Genomic DNA, 21560 nt, shown 5'->3' on the forward strand with positions numbered 1-21560 from the left:
TCTTATTATTTTTATTTAAGCTAAGGAGTGAGCATGAACTTTGTTATTGTTGGCACCAATTTTATTAGCGACACACTGTTAGCCGCTGCAAATACATTAAACGATTTTAATTTATATGGGGTGTGCTCGCGCGCAGTATCAAGCGGCGAAGCATTTTTAGCCAAACACCCACAAAATGCACAAGCAAAAATTTTCACCTCAATCGAGCAAGTATGCCAAGATCAAAATGTTGATGCTGTCTACGTAGCCGCCCCTAACAGCTTACATAAGCAATATGCCGTTATGTGCCTAGAAGCAGGTAAACATATCCTTGGCGAAAAACCATCAGCAGCCAATTCTAAAGAGCTTGCAAGCATTATAGCTACAGCAAAAAAACATCAGCGCCTTTACATGGAAGCCATGATGACCACTCACTTGCCTAACTTTGCACGACTGCAACAGGCAATGGTAAAAATTGGCACACCACGTAAATATATTGGCCAGTACAGTCAATATTCATCGCGTTACGATAAATATAAAAATGGCGAACGTCCAAATACGTTTTTGCCCGAGTTTGCTAATGGTGCTTTAGTTGATTTAGGGATTTACCCACTGTATTTATTAATTGCACTTTGGGGAGCACCGCAAAGCGTAAGTGCCAGTGGCGTATTACTTGATACAGGTGTAGATGGTGCGGGTGATGTATTACTAAACTACGCTGATAAACAAGCCGTTATTAGTTACTCTAAAATATCGCAAGGCGACAACATAACCGAAATACAAGGCGAACTTGGACGCATACGTATAGAAGCCGTATCGCAACTTAAAAAGGTGGAGTTTATTGCTAATAATGGTGAGGTAGAGATTATATCCCAGCCATTTGATGAGCACTTTATGAAATACGAAGTTGAACACTTTATGGCATTAGTGAAGCGAAATATCCTTGAGTCACCCGTTAATACGCACATTTTAGCCAGTAACGTAATGAGCGTTCTTGATGAAGCGCGCAAACAGCTTGGGGTTGTGTACCCTAACGACTAATTAAATAAAATATGGGCGTTAACCAACGACAGTTAACGCCCAGAAGAAAGCTTAAATAGCTCTCGTACAACGACACATTTTACAAAACACACTTTAAAAACACATTTAAATAATAGCGATCCCCATCCATGGGCAATCAAATACTTCTACAATAAAAAACTTAACACTGACAACCCAACTCGGTTTATTACCAATATTTATTACTCAATAACCTTAAATCTAACCTAACACATAAAAACATTACCAATCAAGCTGGCCAATTACATTATTTTAAACTAAATTGGTAATACAAGAATACAACCATTAGTGTATAGTAGTTTTTAACCATAACATCGCGTTAGAATTTTGACATAATAGTGAATTTTAAGGTAACCTCTGATATTAACAGTTGGTTTTGACTTTTAGGCCCCAGAGGCCATTATTCCTTAAGGTAATGAAGGTAAAGTATGGGTAATCGTCGCTTATTTTGGCGCATAGTTGATAAAATTGAGTCTTTAATAAATCAAGGCGAATTTTCTGCTGGGAGTCGTTTACCACCTGAACGTGAACTTGCAGAAATGTTTGATGTAAGTCGCCCTACCATTAGAGAAGCTATTATCGCATTAGAAGTACGTGGCCGAGTTGAAGTTAAAACCGGCTCTGGTGTTTACGTAGTAGAACAAAAAAATGCATCTATAAAATCAAAAGAGATCAGTGCATTTGAACTTACTCAAGCTCGCGCATTAATTGAAGGCGAAATTGCCGCTTTAGCTGCTCAAAGCATTACAGAAGAAGAACTAGAGCAACTAAATAAAACATTAATTGCCATGGAAAAAGGCCTTTATGTTGAGCAAGCCGACCGTGAGTTTCATGAAATTATAGCTAGAGCAACGCGCAATAAAGCACTTGAATTCGCAGTGTCTAACTTGTGGGATTTACGTTTAACAAACCCACAAATTGTTGCTGACTATGGCAGTGTGTGTAAAAACAATAACGAGTGCGTTATGGACGAACACACCGCTATTTATACAGCCCTAAAGTCGCATGATGCAAATGCAGCGCGCACCGCAATGCACAAACATTTTAACCGCTTAATTAATGCTTTATTTGACGCTGTAGAATCGCGTGCACTTGAAGAAATTAAACGCAAAAATGATGAAAAACGAGGCCTCTACTCACTTGATGGCTTAGTTAATAAAAGTGCCCACTAAGGCCTTTTAACCAACTGATTAAAGTTAGCAAACGCCTGTTTGCTAACTTTACCTCTTACTTTATTTACCCGCCCTATTTAATATACTTTTAATTGCGCTATTTTTGGTCGCAAACACTTACCTATAAATTTAAAAAAAGATACTATGCCGCCATTAATATCGGGCGGGTTTAGCTTTTATACTCCCTGCATTACAATTTAACTAATTGATAGAGTTACTCAACTCAAGGATAAAAATGCAAGCATCTTCAAAAAGTTATTTACTGGCTATCGTGTGTGTACTGCTTGCAATGATGACCATTCAAACGGGCGCGTCATTTGCAAAACAGCTTTTTCCTATTGTTGGTCCTGAAGGCACGACAGCCCTTAGGCTTGGTTTTTCTGCCTTTATACTTTGCTTAGTGTTTAAACCTTGGAAACACTTACCTACTTCGGGTAATCGTATTCCTATAATTGTGTATGGTTTAAGTTTAGGCGGCATGAACATTTTGTTTTATTACGCCATTGAACGCATTCCACTAGGCATTGGTGTAGCACTTGAATTTACAGGCCCGCTTGCTGTTGCCTTATTTTCATCACGCCGTAAACGTGACTTATTTTGGGTTGCGTGTGCTATTGCCGGTATTTTACTTCTGCTTCCTGATATGAGCGGCCAAGACAGCCTTGATCCATTGGGTGTAGCGCTTGCGCTTGGTGCCGGTGCATGTTGGGCAGGTTATATATTATTTGGTAAAAAAACGGGCACACAAAGCTCTGGTGGAGCCACTGTTGCATTGGGTATGACCGTTGCCGCTATAGTGCTAGTACCTTACGGCGGCATTATGCAAAGCGCCGCGTTTACGTGGGAAATTATCCCACTGGGTATTGGTATTGCTATTTTATCAAGCGCACTGCCTTACACACTTGAAATGGTTGCACTGCGTAACATGCCTTCACAAGGGTTTAGCGTAATGATGAGCTTAGAGCCTGCAATAGCTTCGCTCGCAGGGTTTATTATACTGGGTGAGTTACTTACTTTATGGCAGTGGCTCGCTATTTTACTTGTAATTATTGCATCTGTTGGTAGCTCGTTTTCAAACGCAAAAAAACAGGCTACTTAATTAACTACCAAATAACCTAAATAAAGTCACCAAGTAACATGGTGACTTTATTGTGTTGTATCCGGTAACTTTTTAACTCACAGCCTTACTTTGCTTTTTAGTTGTAACCAAATAGCCAATCAACGAAATAAGCGGCATGCCCGTAGCAACCAGTGCAATACCTGTCCACCCGCCCGCTTCATATAATGGGCTGGCAATAAGCGAGCCTACTGCGCCACCTACAAATATACTCGTCATGTAAATAGCGTTTAAACGCGCACGGCTTTGTGGCTCTAGTGCGTACACAGCACGTTGACCCAATACCATATTGGCCTGCACAGCAAAATCAATAAACACACCGGTTAATGCCAATACTATAATGCCGTAAGGTAGCTCAAATAAGCTTGGTAAAAAGCACACTGCTGCAATTACTTTGGCCAGTAACGATACCTGATGTGTATAGCCTTTATCTGCCAAGCGACCAACAATAGGGGCAGCTACAGCACCTGCCGCACCCACTAATGCAAACAATGCTATTTCTGATTGCGATAAACCATACTCACGGGCAAGCACAACCGGTACGCTCGTCCAAAATAAACTGAACGATGCAAACATTAATGCTTGAAAAAGTGAACGTTGGCGCAGCACTGGTTGGCTAATCATTAACTGTTTAAGCGATTTTAATAACTTAAAATACGTCGTTTTATGGGTAGGTTGCCTGCTTGGAATAGCAAAATAAATTACGCCTGCAATAAACACCATACACCCTGCTGCAAAGTAAAATACAGCGCGCCAACCAAAGTGATCGGCTATTAAGCTCGATATAGGTCTTGCCAGCAAAATACCTAGCAAGAGACCCGCCATAATATTGCCAAGAACCTGTCCGCGCTTCTCGTCAGACGATAAATGCGCAGCAAGCGGAATAAGCACCTGAACAGAAACCGAGCTCATACCTATCATTAAACATAAAATAAGCATTACATTAGGTGAATCAGCAAGTGCCGTCCCCACTAAACTCAAAAACGACACAGCTAAAGTAATAAGCATTAAACGCTTATTTTCAATTAAGTCAGCTAATGGCACTAAAAAAAACAACCCCAAAGCGTAGCCTATTTGTGTAAGCGATACGATAAGGCTAGCACTGTGCGCACTTAATCCAACTTCTGGGGCAAGCAACTCAATAATAGGTTGAGCGTAGTAAATATTGGCAACAATAAGACCGCAACACAAAGCAATAATAGTAACGAGTGTATTGCTAAGTGGTTGCGCTGAAACGCCTGTTTGGGTCATGTGTATCTCTACTTTATAAAAATAATAAAACCCAACCAGCAAACGCGGGTTGGGTTTTTACAAAAAGCTTCGTTTTACTTAATTGGTGATGGCTGCCCATGTGGGCTTGAGCGTAAATACTGTTTAGGTGCAGTTACTGTAGCGCCAAGCTCTGCAGCTGCATGCCACGGCCAATGCGGGTTATATAAAATGCCACGCGCCAGCGCTACACCATCGGCTTGCTGCTCACTAATAATATCCTCGGCTTGTTGCGCCTGTGTAATTAAACCCACCGCTATAACAGGCATATTCACAGCTTCTTTTATGGCTGTTGCAAACGGTACCTGAAAATTAGGTTTTACTGGTATTTGTTGCTCAGGGCTTAAACCCGCAGTACTTACATGAATAAAGTCACAGCCGAGTTCATCAAGCGCTTTACTAAGCACTATCGATTGATCTAAATCCCAGCCGCCTTCAACCCAATCAGTTGCCGAAATACGTACACCTACCGCTTTTTCACTAGGAAATACCGCTCTTACCGCTTTAAACACATCAAGCAATAAACGCATTCTGTTTTCTAGGCTACCACCGTAGTTGTCATCGCGCTTGTTTGAAAGTGGCGACAAAAACTGGTGTAACAGGTAACCGTGCGCACCATGTAGCTCGATTAAATCAAGGCCGAGTTCATCAGCGCGTTTAGCTGCACTTACAAAATCTTTAATTAGTGAGTCAATGTCGTCTTGGCTCATTGCTTTTGGTACTGGGCTGCTATCGTCGTACGCAACTGCCGAAGGTGCCACGGTTTGCCAGCCATTAACGTCATCAGGTGCAATAGCATCGCCACCGTCCCATGGTTTTTCAGTTGATGCTTTGCGCCCAGCATGCGCCAACTGAATACCAATAGGCATAGGGCTATATTGTCTTACTGCTTTTAGGCTTTTGCCCAGGGCTTGCTGGGTTTCGTTATTCCAAAGCCCTAAATCGCCGTAGCTAATACGCCCTTCTGGGTTTACTGCTGTTGCTTCTAAAATTAGCAATCCTGCACCACTTAAACTCAATTGGCCCAAATGAATAGTGTGCCAATCGCTAGCAGCGCCATTGTTTGCTGAGTACTGGCACATGGGTGCAATAATAATACGGTTATCTAACGTTACTTGCCCAAGTGATACAGGCGAAAATAGTTGGCTCATTGTTAATCCTTAAAAACACGCACAAAAAAGTGCGGACAAAACAAAAAAGAGTATACGAAGCGGTAATCAAACACGCTCACTCAATAACTTACACAGTTACTTATAAATACGACTACCACTCTTAATGGGGATAAAAACATACTTTAATAGTGCTGATAAAAGCATAACTAATGACATTATAAACTATCAATTTTAATGTAATAATTTGTTTAACGAGCACGTCATAAAGCCATCTTTAAAAAATGAATGACTATTTACCTTTAAACAAGGGTGTGATTTTTAACCTAACTGTACCTAATAGCACTAAGCTATTGCTTATATTGCCTATTAACTAAATAAAAACCCCATACACAAACCATATTTATTCTGTAAAAGTGAATTAAAATTCAATTTAAATATTCCCAGCTACTTCACTCCCTGATAAACTGCTTAACTTAATTTACTAATGTAAAACATTTGAACTGGGGATCACTTTTTATGTTTAAACCAAGCTTGTTAACCTTGGCTATTTCGAGCGCTGTTTCTAGCGTATTTTTATTGCCTAATGCCGCACTTGCTCAAGAGGAAGTTGCAGCTAAAAACAAATCACTCGAAGTAATCGAAGTTACAGCAACAAGGCGCAGCGGCTCTGTGCAAAATGCACCGCTAAATATTACAGCCCTTGATGCAGATATTATGAAAGATCAAAATATCAATGAGCTTGCGGATGTAGCACGCTGGGTACCTGGTTTAACAATCACCGATCAAGGTGGTCGCTCTGGATCGCCTATTATTGTTCGTGGTTTAAATACTAATTCATCTGGTCCATCATCAGATGGCGGCACAGTATCTACTTACATTAACGAAATTCCAGTTTCGGTAGATATGCGCCTAGTAGATATTGAGCGCGTTGAAGTACTCATTGGGCCACAAGGCACCCTTTATGGTGCAGGCACATTAGGCGGTGCAATTCGCTACATGCTTAAACAGCCTGAGCTTGATTTTACATCGCTTGAAGTATACGGCGACCTATTTCAAACAAAAGAAAGTGACTCTTTAGGTGGCGAAGGCGGCTTTATATTTAACCTTCCTATTATCGAAGATAAATTAGCAGTTCGTGCAAGCTTAAACGTATATGAAGACCCGGGTTTTATCGATTACGGCTACGTAGTACGCGAGCCAGGCGTATCACTGCCAGATCCAGATTGGAGCGATAGCTCAGCAGTTAATAACAACCTTAAAAATGTAAAAGACGCCAACGGCGAAACCACCACAACAGGTCGTATTTCTGTTCGCTTTAAACCAAATGAGTCGTTTGAAGGTACGCTTAACTACTTTTACCAAAACCAAGACAGCGAAGGCCGCTCGATTGTTCATTACAACAGCCTTAATGCAAACAACGGTTTAAGCGACGTAATAGGTAAATACGAATCAGCTTATCGCTTTGAAGAGCCTCGCGAAAAAGAAGATCAATTACTAAGCCTTGAACTAAAAGCCGACCTAGGTTTTGCAGAGCTAGTATCGGCAACCGGTATTTCGAGCTTTGATGCCGACGGTCAACGCGACCAAACAGACTTACTTATTCGTCTTGATTACGGCTATGAAGAATTCCCTTCGTTTTCAACGTTTACCCGTGAAATAGACGAAGAAGATACCTTCACTCAAGAAATTCGCTTAGTGTCGCAAGGCGACAGCGACTTTAACTGGATTGTGGGTGGCTTTTACAACAAAACAGAAACCGAAGCGTCAAGCCGAGAGTTTACGCCTGGGTTTGACCAATTCGCTATCGATAACTTTGGTGGCGAGCAGCTAAGACCTGACTCATTAGAATACTTAGAGCTTACAAAAAGTACCGTCACTGAGTCTGCACTATTTGGTGAAGTTGGCTACCAAGTTACCGACAAATTAGATGTGACCATTGGTGCCCGTTTTTACAAATACGATATAGAGTCGCAAGCGGCTTTTGACTTCCCGCTAGCAAATACATTGTATGGTGGAGTAGATCCTGATGTAACCACCGTTGCATACGAAAAAGACGAAGCAGGCGATAACGGTAACTTATTTAAATTTAATGCTAAATACCAGTTCACTGACTCAGTAATGGGTTACGTAACAGTAAGTGAAGGCTTTAGAATTGGCGGCTCAAACGGTTTAGTGTCTTGTCCTGATCCAATTGTTGAGGATCAACAAACAGGTTGTGGTAAACCTGACGAATTATTATATGAAGCCGACACCACAACAAACTACGAGCTAGGCTTTAAAAGTACATGGTTTAGAAGCCAACTACACTTTAACGCCGCGTTATTTAACGTAGATTGGGATGATGCGCAAATCACTGGCGCTACAGATATAGGTCAATTAACGTACCTTTCAAACGCAGGCAGCGCTAATGCAAAAGGGGTAGAAATTTCGACTCGTGCAATTTTATCTGACTCGTTTTCAGTTTACGCTACGTACGCTTACACAAAAGCAGAACTAACATCAGACGCACCATTTTTGTTTAATGCCGATGGTACCGGTGGCGCAGAAGACGGCGACCGTTTACCTGGTTCACCTGAAAACCAATTTTCGATGGGTGTAAACTATCAAACAGATGTGTTTAACGACAAAACGCTTGATATTAACTACGGTTTAACCGCGCAAAGCGACGTTCTTTCAAGAGTAGGACTTCGTGATAACGGCGAAACACTACCAGGTTACAGCTTAAGTAATATATCAGCTAAATTAACGGCTGATGCATGGTCAACTACGCTATATGTTGATAACCTATTCAACAAATACGCGGTTACATCCGTTCGTCGTTCAGATGCCGATATAACATCCGCTAATGGCGCCGACATACAACGTAACTACGGCCATTACATTAATCGCCCGCTTACGGTAGGTGTTAAATTTAACTACAAATTTGAAATATAATTTATAGTAATTTTTAAACAGTCTCACTTTTTAAACACTGTTTTAAGGCTCAAATTTATTTGAGCCTTTTTATTTTCTTTTACAAAATAATAATTACCAAAACCATGCAGCCAAATTTAAAGCAACTTCATCAAAGCGCAATACACTCCCTAAACCAAGGTAAAATAGAGCAAGCACACAAAGCCCTAGTGGAGTTAGTTACACTCAAACCAGACTTTGCTGATGGGTATTTTTTGTTAGCTATGGTTAATTTAACTGTTGGGCAAATACACAAAGCAATAAAGCTCATCGAAAAAGCCCTTACCCTTGGCCAAAGTATTGAATACACCGCGCAACTTGCTAAATGTTACGCACTTACTGGCGAATTACAAAAAGCAAAAAACACCGCACTATCGGTGCCATTAAAGCAAATAACTAAAGCACTTGATGCCGACACACTCGGCGTTGCACTTACTCAAGCAGGCATTCACGAACACGCACTTAACTACTTTGAGCGCGCTATTAAACTGGCTACAGCAGCTAACAAAGCTCAACCACCGTTTTATTATAACTACGGCGTAAGCGCTAAATTTTTAGGACTATTTGATAAAGCCCAACACGCTTTTGAAAATGCCATAGCGCTTAACCCGCTGCACCATCAAAGTCATTTTGCATTAAGTGATTTAACTAAAGTAAGTAAGCAAAACAACCATATTGAACGCTTAAAAAACGTGTTTGAACAAGTAACGCACCCCGATGCAAAACTGCATATTGGCCATGCTTTAGCAAAAGAGTATCAAGATATTGGTGAATTTTCAGAGGCTTTTAACGCGTTAGAGCAAGGTAAAGTAGCAAAACGTGCTGTGCAGCCGTTTGATCATAAAAGCTCAACTGAGTTATTTGAACATATTAAACGCTTAAGTGAACAACACAAACAAGCGCTAACACAAGGTAACCCAACGGCCGAACCTATTTTTGTATTAGGTATGCCCCGCTCTGGCACCACATTAGTTGAGCGTATTTTATCGAGCCACAGCGACGTGCAATCAGCCGGTGAATTACAAGACTTTGGCCTAAGCGTTAAAAAGCTAAGCCAAACACAAACACCTCACGTGCTCGACACTCAAACGCTCAGTAAAGCCTACGAGCTTGATTTTAATCAGCTTGGGTCAACCTATTTAAACGCAACACGCGTAATAACAGGCAGCCATAAGCACTTTATAGATAAACTCCCGTTTAACTTTTTTTATATCGATTTAATAACCAAAGCACTGCCAAACGCTAAAATTATTTGTATGCTGCGCGACCCAATGGACACCTGCATTGGTAACTACCGCCAATTATTTACCATTAATAACCCCTACTACGCCTACTCGCTGGATTTACTCGACACAGCAAAATTTTACAGTCGTTTTTACAAACTAACGCAGCACTTCAGCATGCAACACAGCAATATAAAATTAGTAAAATACGAAGAGTTAGTCGCACAGCCCGAGCAACAAATTAAAGAGTTAGTCAGCTTTTGTAACCTAGAGTGGCAACCCCAGTGTATAGATTTTCACTTAAACACCGCACCAGTTTCTACTGCAAGTAAAATGCAAGTACGCCAACCACTTAACAATAAAGCAATTGGCCGTTGGAAAGCGTTTAGGCCCCATACTGATGAAATTGAAGATTACTTTTTAAAGCAAAATATCAGTTTTGAGTAAGCGTTTTATAGCTGGGAGTTAAATGGATGGACTTAGGGATAGTCCGCTTTGTGCCAATAAGCGAAGCGCCATCCGACACAGTAAAATACCTTGCCAATTATTTTCAACATTTTATGTTGTCGAGTGGTTGGAGAGTGGCCATAAGCTGACCTTCATTATTCAGTCAATTCAAGAGGAAAAGACCAGGTTATACATACAGGTACTGCCCCAGTATAAAACGTTCACTTTCGGGCAATTAAACCGTGTATTGATGTTTACACAACTCACATTTTTACCCAACGTGCTGGCCACTTTGTCCCGTCTAAGACCGCAGCGGGACAAGAGATACGCGCCAATTTTATTTAACTATTAACACTGGGCAATCAGCTTTATTGGCGATCGTTTCTGCAACGTTAATATTCAAAAAATGAGAAAGTCCGGTTCTCCCATGACTGGCAATTACCACCATGCCTATATCACCGCTATTAGTCTCATCTAAAATCTCATTAATGGCATCACCATGTCGAATAACCGTTTCAATCTTTAAATCAGTATTCAACTGACCTAATAACTCATGCATTTTACTCGCCGCAGCGTCTTCCATATTTTTAGCTAACTCTTGGGGAGTTATCGCAAGGATCATATAATTCTCATTATCTGAAGGCTGATCAACAATGTGTAAAATACGAATGCCTACTTGATATAAATTCGCCATTTCAATGGCATATTGCAAAGCATGTGATGCAGTATCAGAAAAATCTGTAGGCCATAAAATATTACCTGTTCGCATATTATTCTCCTTCACAATCTAAAATCATATTTTTCAATGATATTACCAACTCCATAAGAATAGACTCGGCTCCATCTCAGCAAGTTAAGTGTAGTGAGTATTAAAGGGTTATCTATTGATTACGATCAATAAGGCACTAAACATCAATTTATGCTTATTGATTAGGCTGTGATTGCTGGGTTTATTATTCTGGTTGTCGTTGTTGTTTCTTTTATAAAATAATCAATATTTAGAATAATTGGGGCTGACAGTCAGTTTTTCGCTCACAGTTGAACTTCACAAAAGTGCCATTTCCGGACGTTCGTAACGCCGCACTAAGCGGACTAAAACAGTGGGTTATAATGTGTAGCAAATCGAAACCTAACCCACTGTTTTAGTTGCATTTAAGTGCCTTATTAGCAGGCTTTTGCTTAGCCAACTTTAGACATAACCGATAATACAAAGATAAAGAATTAGAGGCATCAGTAGTAGATGGCGAAAAACAAGATATCGACGCTCTTAATGCCGAGATAAAGCATAGAAAGTCAATTGCACCAATTGCTTTATAAAAATTTATAGCCTCTCCATAGTCACTATCTGTAAATGCACCATGCAAAATCCCATGTCGATTAGTATTGTCACTGAATGGGTATTTTTTGGAATTTATATATAAGTTGCTATCAGTGAAATTGATAAATGCATCAAGCATAGAGATAATCCCATTAACAGCACCAATCTGCTTATCAGTTACTTCCTTTCTGCAGTCTTCCGCTAAATTGACAAAAACACTTCTAATACTGCCTACTTCTACATTTCGGCTTTTCGCAAGTTTTTTACCTGCACCTTCAATGACAGGCATAAGACCGGAAACGGCGATATGATCAAGGCCGAGAAAATGAGCCTCCACTGATTCAGATATAATTTCCTGATACTCATTTACGAAAGGGACAGTATGATAACGCTCCGAAACCATTGCGGCTAAATTTTCGGGTGAATATATCTGCGCCAAGTATGGCTCGAGAGTTTTCTCACAAACAACGTCATCATCTATCTGCTTTGCCACGCGTTCCAAAAAACCGACTTGAACGTATGCAGGCAAAAACCACCCTACTTTATTAAACGCATTTTTTAGATAATCCACTGAGCCTCCTTTGCCTGCTAACATCTACATAAGGGGCAGTAACACGTGGGCTAAAATCCGAGCGAAGCGACAGAGCCCACGTGTTACTGTCCCAGCGAGCGGCTTAATGTTTTTGTTAGCTCATGATGTTTGATATTACAGTCAGACCGGCTAATAAGGCTGTGATAACTCCTAGCAACTTCACGACCTGTTTTTTCTTTGGAATATCTTTTGTTACAAAGATTAGTAAATCAACTGTGATTATGTAAAAGAAAACCGTAAGAACAAATAATACATAAGTCGATAAGTCGCTAAAATTAAACCAAGGAATACTTTCAATCGATACTTTGGCTTTTATTGTAAAGCCCGCCAGGTACACAACCATTAGTCCAAAAGAAAAGTCAAAACTAGAATTCGATGCCCAATGAAAAAACACCTTGAGTGGGTTGAATAGCTTTGATTTTCTGGTTAACCAACTAGATAAAACAAACAAGAAAGCGAAAAACGTAAATGTTAATATTGAGAAGAAAAACAGGCTTTCATCGAAAAGTACTCTAATAATTTTGTCACTATCATATTCTTTGTAGAAAATGGTTTTAAAGTGAGCAAATCCCAACGTAAAATAACTGAGGAAAAAGAACATTTTGAGTAAATGGTATCCCCTCTTTTTTAACTCTAAGGCCATAACGTCATATTTCTTTGACCATTCTTTATATCTTTGAAACATAGCTACTTCCATTGATTATCCATATTAGTGAGCTAACGATCCTGTAGATTAACTCGTTTTTAATTTATTTTTATTGATGGTTTAACCATAGCTGAGTTCCTATTTTGGTTCAATCGATTACAGTGTTTTATGCAGAATATAAAGTGGGAGTTTGGTGTTGTTTTAATTAGTGTTTTGAAAGGGGTTATCGATATTTGAGTAATTAGAGAAGAGGATTACCATTCGAGGTGATAAGGGCTTACCACCATTATTTACTAACAGTTGTCATCGTTCTATTGGTTATGTACAACAATTACTGTTTAAGTATAAATTAATATGGGTGTCATCCTAATTTTGGCACTAGTGGTGTTTTTAGAAGTAAACCAGCACTCCCGAAAATCTCTCGATAAGATGTTTTTTTTCATAAAGTTGAGTATGATGGATTCTATAATATTCTGACATTTAAAGAATATAGGGCACAGGTACACATTTTTGATAAGCGCTTAGGGAAAGGCAATGAGTAAAAAATACGTTGATTTAACTCCTGTAAATACCGCTGATAGTGAGGGGCATTATGCTGAAGCAATAAAAATAGCATTAGATAATAATAATGTGACAAATATTGCATTGACAGGATCGTACGGTTCGGGGAAAAGCAGTATTATTAATTCCTTTGAAAAAAAATTCTCATTTCCTCTACCAAGCTTCAAAGAGAAATTAAAAACATTCCTTAGATTCAGTTCTTCCGATAACAAGGGGGATAAAAAAAGCGTATATAATTTCATGAACATTTCACTGGCGTCATTTTCTGAGAAGAAAGAAGATACTTCAGACATTCTTATTGAAAGAAGTATTTTACAACAAATGACATATGGAATATCAAGCCGAAAAATACCTTTATCTCGTTTTAAAACAATAACAAAAGATAAACTCGAAGACTGTAAAAGTTATTTTTTCATTACTTGGTTATTGACTACGATAATATTCGTGAGCACGCTATCTATTGGTCTCTTTTCAAAATTTATAGCAATCGCTTCTTTGGCTGGCTGGGGTATCACAACTTTTAGTTTATCTGGTCTTATACTTTACTCTATCAATGTTTACCGGCATATTAACCGCAAGTCTTTTAAGAAAGTCAATGTAAAAAGCGGTGAAATTGAGCTTGGAGAACAAAGCAAAAACTCCATTTTAAATCGCTATCTAGATGAAATTTTATACTTTTTCCAATGTAATACTTTTGATGTTGTCGTTTTTGAGGACTTAGATCGATTTGGCTCATCTGAAATATTTGTAAAATTAAGAGAGATAAATACATTAATAAATAAGTCGGAAGATATTAATCGACGTGTTGTATTTTTATATGCGATCAAAGATGAAATGTTTGCTCACAAAGAAAGAGCTAAGTTCTTTGATTTCATTATTCCCGTTATCCCCATAATCAATTGCTCTAACTCCTACGAGAAATTACAAGAAAGACTACCAGATACAAAATATTCAAATATGAATATTGGAAGGTTAGACCAAGACTTCTTGAAAGAAGTTTCTATCTATATTGATGATATGCGTTTGCTTAACAATATAGTCAATGAAATGAACTTGTATTATAGCGTCTTGTTTAGTGACCACATCAAGCCTAGCAAATTACTGGCTCTCATTATATATAAAAATGTTTATCCTGAAGATTTTTCTAAATTACATGAAAATAGAGGTCTGGTTTATGAGTGCTGTAATAACAGAAATAAATTAATTGAGTTTCACACTGCATCTTTGCTCAGCAATATTGAGATTGTTAATGGCAAATTACAGTTTATATACAATCAAATTCAGCAACAGAAATCTATGTCTATATTGGATTTAAATAGCATTTATATACATAAGATTATTGAGCAAGATTATGGTCATGACTACTCCGTTAATATTAACGGTAGCTTTGTCGAGTTGGAAAAATTAAAAGTGGAAGATAACTTTAATGCATTATTAGATATTGACGACATAACAGTTAAGTTTATAAGAAACAACCATTGGGTAAATCGATCCTTAAACATGTCTTTTAATGATATTGAAAATAAAGTTAACTCTGAGTTTAGTTACCTTGAACGGAAAAATTTGATACTAGGTAATAAAACAGCTCAACAGGAAAAATTAGAAGAAGAAAAAGCTAACTTAATCAAGCAAAAGTCAGAACTAGTTAAATTATCGCAATATAAATTATTACAAAAGGGTAGTGATTTCTCATTATTTTCAAAAGATGGGTATGCTGATGATAGCTCTTATAATTTACTCCGATATTTACTGCGTAATGGACATATAGATGAGTATTACCAAGATCATATATCGCACTTTTATGATGGGCGTTTATCTCATAATGATATGAATTTTATTAAAGCCGTAAGGGACTTCAGACCCTCAAGTTTAACTCTCCAACTTACTTATATTGAAGAGATAATTAAGAATAGATTAAGAGAAAATGACTTCAAAGAAAAGTATATTTTCAATATTTCATTACTAGACTATTTGGTAAAATATAAGAAAGCTCATAAGCATAAACTAACCCTCTTACTTGAAAATATTAGTAATAACATTGAAAGCTTGTGGGACTTTTTACTTGTCTTCATTGATGCTACGCGGTCTGTTGAGCGGTTTATACAACTGCTATCGCAGCAATGGCCTAATTATGCATCGACGATTACTGAATCAAATGAAATTAATGCCTCACAAAAAAGCTACCTATTGAAATTAATACTGCTACATGTTGAATCAGAATTCATTTATAAATATATGAATAGCGAGGAAACCTTCACTAACTACTTAGCGGTTAACCCTGAAAGTATTTTAGATCTCCAGCCTGCAGAGCAAATGCAGGTGTATTACAAACTCACTGATTTAAATATTAAATTTAAAGAGCTTGAAGAGTGCGCTGGTGATGACAAATTATTAAGTCATATTTTTGACCAATCTCTTTACGAAATCACTTCTGAAAATATATGTTTGATACTGAAAAAATTAAACAAACAACAAGATGAGATAGAGAAAAGTAATCTGAGCGTTATCTATAATAGCAATATTGAAAACTTCATTTGTTACATTGAAGATAATATTGAAACCTATATTAACAAAGTATTTTTAGCTCTTCCTGTCAATAGAGAGGAAAGTGAAGAAACCATTATTAAATTACTTAACAATCCAGCCATAAGTAGTGAAACTAAAGAAAAAATAATTAAGAAGCAAAACCATGTATTTGAGTCACTTTCAAATATACCAAGTGTTTTTTGGAAACTATTATTGGTTGAATCAAAATTAGAAATAAATTGGGGCAATTTAGCTGAATTTAATAATGAGTTTCCTGATGATAAAAGTCAATTATTTGAAGTGCTTAATCAAAAAGCTCAGTGTCTCTCTATTTTGAAAATAAACAAAGATTCAAAGTTTGAAGAAAGTATTTCTGAAATAATTCAAATGATATTAGTGGATGACTTAATAAATAACGCGGCTTTTGCATTGCTTATTAAAGGGCTTCCTTACAAATATAAAACGTTAAATCGTTACGATATTCCCAAAGAAAAAATGGAAGCTTTACTAACAGAAAACCTATTATCTTTATCTGAGACTAACTATAGCAGCCTTACTGAGCACCATCCTGAATTAGTAGGCCTGTTTATATTTAATAATCTTTCTGACTATTGGAATAAGTCCAATGAATATGAACTTTCACCTGATACATCATTATTTTTATTAAATGCAATTACTTCGTTGGTAGACCAAGTTGCCTTAGTAAAACTATTGAATGAGGGTAATTTGGAAGATAATCATAACTTAGCTAATAATATTTTACATATATTGTCTAAAGTCACTGATCTAAAGCAATTTGAAGAAAGTTTGTTATATATTGCAATTAAACATTCAACTGGAAAAAATCAAGCTATCACTCTATTTCTTAAACTTATTAATACTTTTAATAAAGAAGAGATAACAGATTTACTTAAGTCAATGGGGCAACCATATTCTCAAATAGCTTCTTTTAAAAATAACCCTAACTTGGTAAATAATCGCCTTCATAAAGATTTAGCAATAGCATTAGAGGACTGTGGATATATCTCTAGTCAAAAAATCAAGGACAATAAAATTGCAATATATACTAGACGATCTTAAATGAATGTTGAATTAGCTTTTCCAGTAAACATTATTAGAGGCATAGTAACCAAATGAGGGCTGTTTGCCTTTTGCTTCTAACCCGCAATAGGGGCGAAAGCGGGCTAGCCTTTATAAGTGTAAGTAAGTAGAAATTACAAATTTACGCGCACATCCTAATATTTTTGCTCATAGCTTATATATTTTTAACGTAAATAAAGCCAAGGGTATAAAGAAGGGTGTTTCGAGCTTTAAATTTAAAATACACATTGATATCAACCACTTATTTACCACTGTGCAGCATGATGTATATCGCAATAGTCTGTGGCGTGGTGTAGTGAAATAGTTAATTTTGCCACGAACTAAAAGATTAAAACAACAGTGGGTTACGCATGTGATGCCCAACGGAGTGAGGGCATATGTGAGATTCCTTCACTACCCCAACAAACCTTAATGAGTATCACTATTGACTAGTACAATAACTCTAAGAAGCTTTTGTTCAAAAACGGGTTTATCGACCGTCTGGTTATCGCTCTAATCCGACTAATAGCTACATGCAATTTGCAGATACTCAATACTTTAACAAGCCTTTGCTGTATACCAAGCTGAAGGGTAACTCCAACTGCATACTATTTTGCGATTATAAGAGCTTGTTATTCTGTTTTTAAAACTATACCTTTCGATTGGGCAAATATTACTAGCGCAAATACTATTTCGGTTATCCCGCCAATAAAGGCGCCGATTACAAAATTGGCATTTAATACAATACATGCCAGAAAACATAAGCGAAACACCTAAAATCCAGTACACTTTCATGCCATATAAAGTGTTGAAAACTAAATAGCGAACACCAATTATCATCAGCATTATTGAATAAAACCATTCAGCTTGAAGTTTTGCTACATAAAACGCTAAAAACAAACCAACAAATAAAATAATAGTGCTTTCTAAGGCCAATTTACCTAATGGATTTTTAGGATCATGATTGCCAGAGCGTTTAAGCGCTTTTGAAAGTAGCATGGCTAAAGGATGTATAAACATACCACCAAAAAACAAAGTAAGCATACTCGATTGATTTGAATGCAGTAATGCGACAAAGCCAGCTATACACCAAACCAAGCCAGACACTAATACACCGGTTCCACCACCGAAGTATGCGAGGTTCATATTTTGTTGCGCATCTTCAAACTTCATAAAAATCCTTAATTTTAGAAATATCCCTAATTTAATATTATCGCATCGTTATTAGTTACAAATCGTTACTCGAATACACACTTAAAATAGGGAATTTATAATCGGCAAACGATACAGTTACCGATTGTGTTTCGTTGCCTTTAAAACCGAGTTTAAATTCCATTGGCATGAATCGGCTGCCGTCAGCAAAAAGTGCAAGTAAGTGCTCCTCGCCTAATTCGCGATTGCCCGACGATAAGTTAGTTAGCGTTATAACAGCCCAGCGTTCGCCCTCTTCATTGCTCATTAATACATAATTAACGATTTTAAAATCCCCTTTTTTAGGGGTTATGTTGCTATCGTTTGCAAACGATAAGTGCATGCTATTTGGTACTGCACGGTCAACATTTAGCGCTTTGATAGAGTCGGCTTGGGTTGCCCACGAAAGCACCAATAAAATGATCACTAAGGCTTTATTCACTGTTAGTTCCTTTTTATTACCTAGTAAAATACCTAGTAAATTACTTAACAAATTACATAACAATAACTGTTTAAATTATATTTCGCATTCCATACCTATTATGTAAACAAACAATCATCGTTATTTACCCAGCGCTTTGGCTGCGCCATTGCAGACTAAGCGCTCATTCAGTGTGCTTGCGCTACTTTAGGGTAATAACGAGTGATAAGAGTAAATAATTCAAAGCTAACTTAAAGTAAAAAGCGCGATTAAACAGGAGTATAAACGTATGGCAAGCACACATAAAAACTCAACAATGGATTTATCTGATCCCAGTAATAGCATTCAAGTAAGAGGGGCGCGCGTTCACAACTTGAAAAATGTAGACGTTGATTTACCTCGTAACGCATTGGTTGTTTTTACAGGAATATCGGGCTCTGGAAAATCGTCGCTTGCGTTTGGAACGCTGTTTGCTGAGTCGCAGCACCGTTATCTTGATTCAGTATCGCCTTACGCCCGTAGGTTAATAGATCAAGTTGATGAGCCCGATGTTGATTCTATTGAAGGGCTACCGCCTGCCGTTGCTTTGCAGCAGCAACGCGGCGCGCCCTCGGTTCGCTCATCCGTTGGCAGCATAACAACTATTTCTAACGCGCTACGCATGCTTTACTCTCGTGCTGGCGAATACCCCAAAGGGCAAAGCATACTTTACGCCGATGCGTTTTCGCCGAATACGCCACAAGGTGCGTGCCCAGAATGCTCAGGGATAGGCCGAGTGTTTGAAGTAACCGAAAAGCTACTTGTGCCAGACGATACAAAAACTATTCGCCAGCGCGCCATTGAAGCGTGGCCACCAGCATGGCAAGGTAAAAACCTAAGCCGTATTCTTACTTCCCTTGGTTATGACATAGACACACCTTGGAACAAACTTTCTAAAAAAGCACGCGATTGGATTTTATTTACCGACGAAACACCTACTGTGCCGGTATACCCAGAATACACCTATGAGCAAACACAAAATGCGATAAAAAATAGCGAAGATCCAAGCTACATGGGAACTTTTTCAAGCGCTAAACGCTTTGTTTTACAGTCTTTTGCTACTACGCAAAGCCCGCGTACAAAAAAGCGCGTATCACAGTTTATGCAAATATCGCAGTGCCCTACTTGCCAAGGTAAAAAATTAAAACAAGCATCGTTAAGTGTTAAATTTGCAGGGCTCGATATTGGCGAGCTATCTCAACTTACCTTAAACGAACTTGCTAAAAAATTAAGTAACGCCGCCAACACCAAAGTAAATAAAAATACAAAAAATCCAGAGCAAGCCATTGTTACGCAGCGCATTGCCAGTGACATTCTCACTCGTATTGAAGCACTAACCATGCTTGGTTTAGGGTACTTGTCGCTAGAGCGTACAACGCCAACGCTCTCACCCGGAGAACTACAACGATTGCGACTTGCCACACAAATTCGCTCTAAATTATTTGGGGTAGTTTACGTGTTAGATGAACCATCTGCGGGTTTACACCCTGCCGACACACAAGCACTTTTAAAAGCGCTCGATGAGCTAATAGCGGCTGGCAATTCTGTATTTGTTGTTGAGCACGATGTTAGCGTTGTTAAACACGCCGATTGGATTGTTGATGTAGGCCCTGATGCAGGTGTGCATGGTGGCGACATTATTTACAGCGGCCCTGTTGAAGGGTTAAGAAAAATAAAAAATTCGCACACCGGTCGTCACCTTTTTGCTAAAAACGCCAGTCAAGAGTCTACTCAAAACAGCGCGCAAAAAAAGGAGCATAGGCAGCCAAAAGCGTGGTTAAAATTGGCTGATGTTGAGCGTAACAATCTTAAAAAACTCAATGCAGAATTTCCATTAGGTGTTATGACAACAGTTACTGGGGTTTCGGGCTCTGGTAAATCAAGCCTAGTAAGCCAAGCGTTAGTAGAACTTGTTTACGAAGCACTTGGGCAAAAAGTAGTAACACAAGCGCCAACCGACGAAGCCGACTTACTCGAACAAGAGCTGCAAACACACACCAGCGGAAAAATCATTGAAGGTATAAATAATATAAGCCGCCTAATTACCGTAAATCAAAAAGCGATTGGCCGTACCCCTCGTTCAAACTTAGCTACCTATACGGGTTTGTTTGATCACGTGCGTAAACTATTTGCTTCAACACAAAAAGCAAAAGAGCGCCGTTACGATGCCGGTCGTTTTTCGTTTAATGTTGCTAAAGGTCGCTGTAAAAATTGTGAAGGCGTTGGCTTTGTGAGTATAGAGCTACTGTTTTTACCTAGCGTTTATTCACCTTGCCAAGTATGTCATGGCAAACGTTATAACGAGCAAACGCTTGAGGTTACATATCGTGATAAAAACATAAGCGATATCCTCAATTTAACGGTTGAATCGGCGTATACCTTTTTTGAAAACGAACCTGCAATACTACGATCACTCGATGCACTTATGCAAGTAGGTCTTGGGTATTTGCGTTTAGGGCAACCTGCAACTGAGCTTTCTGGCGGTGAAGCGCAGCGTATTAAATTAGCAACCGAGCTGCAACGTGCACAGCGCGGCAACACGCTTTATATTCTCGATGAGCCAACTACGGGTCTGCATCCATCTGATGTATCAATGTTAATGTCGCAGTTAAATAAATTAGTTGATGCTGGCAACACCGTTATTATGGTTGAACACGATATGCAAGTAGCCCGTAATAGTGACTGGGTAATTGATGTAGGCCCAGGCGCGGGGCAACAGGGAGGCGTGATAGTCGCACAAGGTACACCGCAAAAGGTGTCTGAGTCAAAACAAAGTAAAACTGCGCCATTTTTAAAAGCGCAATTAAGCCACACACACTCTGGTTAAGCGGTTTATCGTCAGTTTGCGTGTAATAA

The 21560-nt window shown here is 38.5% G+C and carries 14 protein-coding genes; 7 read left to right on the forward strand and 7 right to left on the reverse strand.

Features of this window, described 5'->3' with window-relative positions:
- Window positions 1-33 precede the first annotated feature (33 nt).
- From I6E85_RS00680 to I6E85_RS00690, 3 genes are all read left to right on the forward strand, one after another.
- Window positions 34-1020, forward strand: a complete 987-nt coding sequence (locus I6E85_RS00680; protein ID WP_024591883.1) for a Gfo/Idh/MocA family protein — start codon at window positions 34-36, stop codon at window positions 1018-1020.
- 446 nt (window positions 1021-1466) lie between these two features.
- Window positions 1467-2210 carry a FadR/GntR family transcriptional regulator gene (locus I6E85_RS00685; RefSeq protein WP_024591884.1) on the forward strand — a complete coding sequence of 248 codons (744 nt, stop codon included), beginning with the start codon at window positions 1467-1469 and terminating at the stop codon, window positions 2208-2210.
- A 235-nt stretch (window positions 2211-2445) separates the two neighbouring features.
- Window positions 2446-3309, forward strand: a complete 864-nt coding sequence (locus I6E85_RS00690; protein ID WP_024591885.1) for a DMT family transporter — start codon at window positions 2446-2448, stop codon at window positions 3307-3309.
- A 72-nt stretch (window positions 3310-3381) separates the two neighbouring features.
- On the opposite strand, the gene I6E85_RS00695 is transcribed toward I6E85_RS00690, so the two are convergent.
- Complete coding sequence (locus I6E85_RS00695; RefSeq protein ID WP_007581814.1) at window positions 3382-4578, reverse strand: MFS transporter; 1197 nt, start codon at window positions 4576-4578, stop codon at window positions 3382-3384.
- Between the two features lie 74 nt (window positions 4579-4652).
- The gene (locus tag I6E85_RS00700; RefSeq protein ID WP_024591886.1) at window positions 4653-5747 is read right to left on the reverse strand and encodes an NADH:flavin oxidoreductase/NADH oxidase; all 1095 of its coding nucleotides are present in this window, start codon (window positions 5745-5747) and stop codon (window positions 4653-4655) included.
- A 477-nt stretch (window positions 5748-6224) separates the two neighbouring features.
- Between I6E85_RS00700 and I6E85_RS00705 the strand changes: the two genes are divergently transcribed.
- Window positions 6225-8642: a TonB-dependent receptor gene (locus tag I6E85_RS00705; protein WP_024591887.1), complete on the forward strand. Its 2418-nt coding sequence runs from the start codon at window positions 6225-6227 to the stop codon at window positions 8640-8642.
- Window positions 8643-8746: 104 nt separating this feature from the next.
- A complete protein-coding gene (locus I6E85_RS00710) occupies window positions 8747-10330 on the forward strand; it encodes a sulfotransferase (protein ID WP_197236453.1) in 1584 nt (527 codons plus the stop codon).
- 337 nt (window positions 10331-10667) lie between these two features.
- On the opposite strand, the gene I6E85_RS00715 is transcribed toward I6E85_RS00710, so the two are convergent.
- The 3 genes from I6E85_RS00715 to I6E85_RS00725 form a co-directional block, all read right to left on the reverse strand.
- Complete coding sequence (locus I6E85_RS00715; RefSeq protein ID WP_024591890.1) at window positions 10668-11099, reverse strand: universal stress protein; 432 nt, start codon at window positions 11097-11099, stop codon at window positions 10668-10670.
- A 373-nt stretch (window positions 11100-11472) separates the two neighbouring features.
- Window positions 11473-12219, reverse strand: coding sequence for a hypothetical protein (locus I6E85_RS00720; protein WP_024591891.1), 747 nt, complete (start codon window positions 12217-12219; stop codon window positions 11473-11475).
- Between the two features lie 115 nt (window positions 12220-12334).
- A complete protein-coding gene (locus tag I6E85_RS00725; RefSeq protein ID WP_197236454.1) occupies window positions 12335-12937 on the reverse strand; it encodes a hypothetical protein in 603 nt (200 codons plus the stop codon).
- A gap of 483 nt (window positions 12938-13420) precedes the next feature.
- On the opposite strand from I6E85_RS00725, the gene I6E85_RS00730 reads away from it, so the two are divergent.
- The gene (locus tag I6E85_RS00730) at window positions 13421-17053 is read left to right on the forward strand and encodes a hypothetical protein (protein WP_024591893.1); all 3633 of its coding nucleotides are present in this window, start codon (window positions 13421-13423) and stop codon (window positions 17051-17053) included.
- Between the two features lie 558 nt (window positions 17054-17611).
- Here I6E85_RS00730 and I6E85_RS00735 read toward each other — a convergent pair.
- Window positions 17612-18226 carry a hypothetical protein gene (locus I6E85_RS00735; RefSeq protein WP_231388463.1) on the reverse strand — a complete coding sequence of 205 codons (615 nt, stop codon included), beginning with the start codon at window positions 18224-18226 and terminating at the stop codon, window positions 17612-17614.
- A 55-nt stretch (window positions 18227-18281) separates the two neighbouring features.
- On the reverse strand, window positions 18282-18686 hold the full coding sequence (locus tag I6E85_RS00740) for a hypothetical protein (protein WP_007375644.1): 405 nt from the start codon (window positions 18684-18686) through the stop codon (window positions 18282-18284).
- Between the two features lie 268 nt (window positions 18687-18954).
- Between I6E85_RS00740 and uvrA the strand changes: the two genes are divergently transcribed.
- Window positions 18955-21531: an excinuclease ABC subunit UvrA gene (gene uvrA / locus I6E85_RS00745; protein WP_024591894.1), complete on the forward strand. Its 2577-nt coding sequence runs from the start codon at window positions 18955-18957 to the stop codon at window positions 21529-21531.
- Window positions 21532-21560 lie beyond the last annotated feature (29 nt).

The sequence above is a fragment of the Pseudoalteromonas sp. NZS71 genome (assembly GCF_015864715.1).
Lineage (GTDB): Bacteria > Pseudomonadota > Gammaproteobacteria > Enterobacterales > Alteromonadaceae > Pseudoalteromonas > Pseudoalteromonas arctica.

Bases quoted from the DNA above. Each gene is read 5' to 3' on its own strand.
- I6E85_RS00680 (WP_024591883.1), top strand. From the start codon at position 34: ATGAACTTTGTTATTGTTGGCACCAATTTTATTAGCGACACACTGTTA.
- I6E85_RS00685 (WP_024591884.1), top strand. From the start codon at position 1,467: ATGGGTAATCGTCGCTTATTTTGGCGCATAGTTGATAAAATTGAGTCT.
- I6E85_RS00690 (WP_024591885.1), top strand. From the start codon at position 2,446: ATGCAAGCATCTTCAAAAAGTTATTTACTGGCTATCGTGTGTGTACTG.
- I6E85_RS00695 (WP_007581814.1), bottom strand. From the start codon at position 4,578: ATGACCCAAACAGGCGTTTCAGCGCAACCACTTAGCAATACACTCGTT.
- I6E85_RS00700 (WP_024591886.1), bottom strand. From the start codon at position 5,747: ATGAGCCAACTATTTTCGCCTGTATCACTTGGGCAAGTAACGTTAGAT.
- I6E85_RS00705 (WP_024591887.1), top strand. From the start codon at position 6,225: ATGTTTAAACCAAGCTTGTTAACCTTGGCTATTTCGAGCGCTGTTTCT.
- I6E85_RS00710 (WP_197236453.1), top strand. From the start codon at position 8,747: ATGCAGCCAAATTTAAAGCAACTTCATCAAAGCGCAATACACTCCCTA.
- I6E85_RS00715 (WP_024591890.1), bottom strand. From the start codon at position 11,099: ATGCGAACAGGTAATATTTTATGGCCTACAGATTTTTCTGATACTGCA.
- I6E85_RS00725 (WP_197236454.1), bottom strand. From the start codon at position 12,937: ATGGAAGTAGCTATGTTTCAAAGATATAAAGAATGGTCAAAGAAATAT.
- I6E85_RS00730 (WP_024591893.1), top strand. From the start codon at position 13,421: ATGAGTAAAAAATACGTTGATTTAACTCCTGTAAATACCGCTGATAGT.
- I6E85_RS00735 (WP_231388463.1), bottom strand. From the start codon at position 18,226: ATGAAGTTTGAAGATGCGCAACAAAATATGAACCTCGCATACTTCGGT.
- uvrA (WP_024591894.1), top strand. From the start codon at position 18,955: ATGGCAAGCACACATAAAAACTCAACAATGGATTTATCTGATCCCAGT.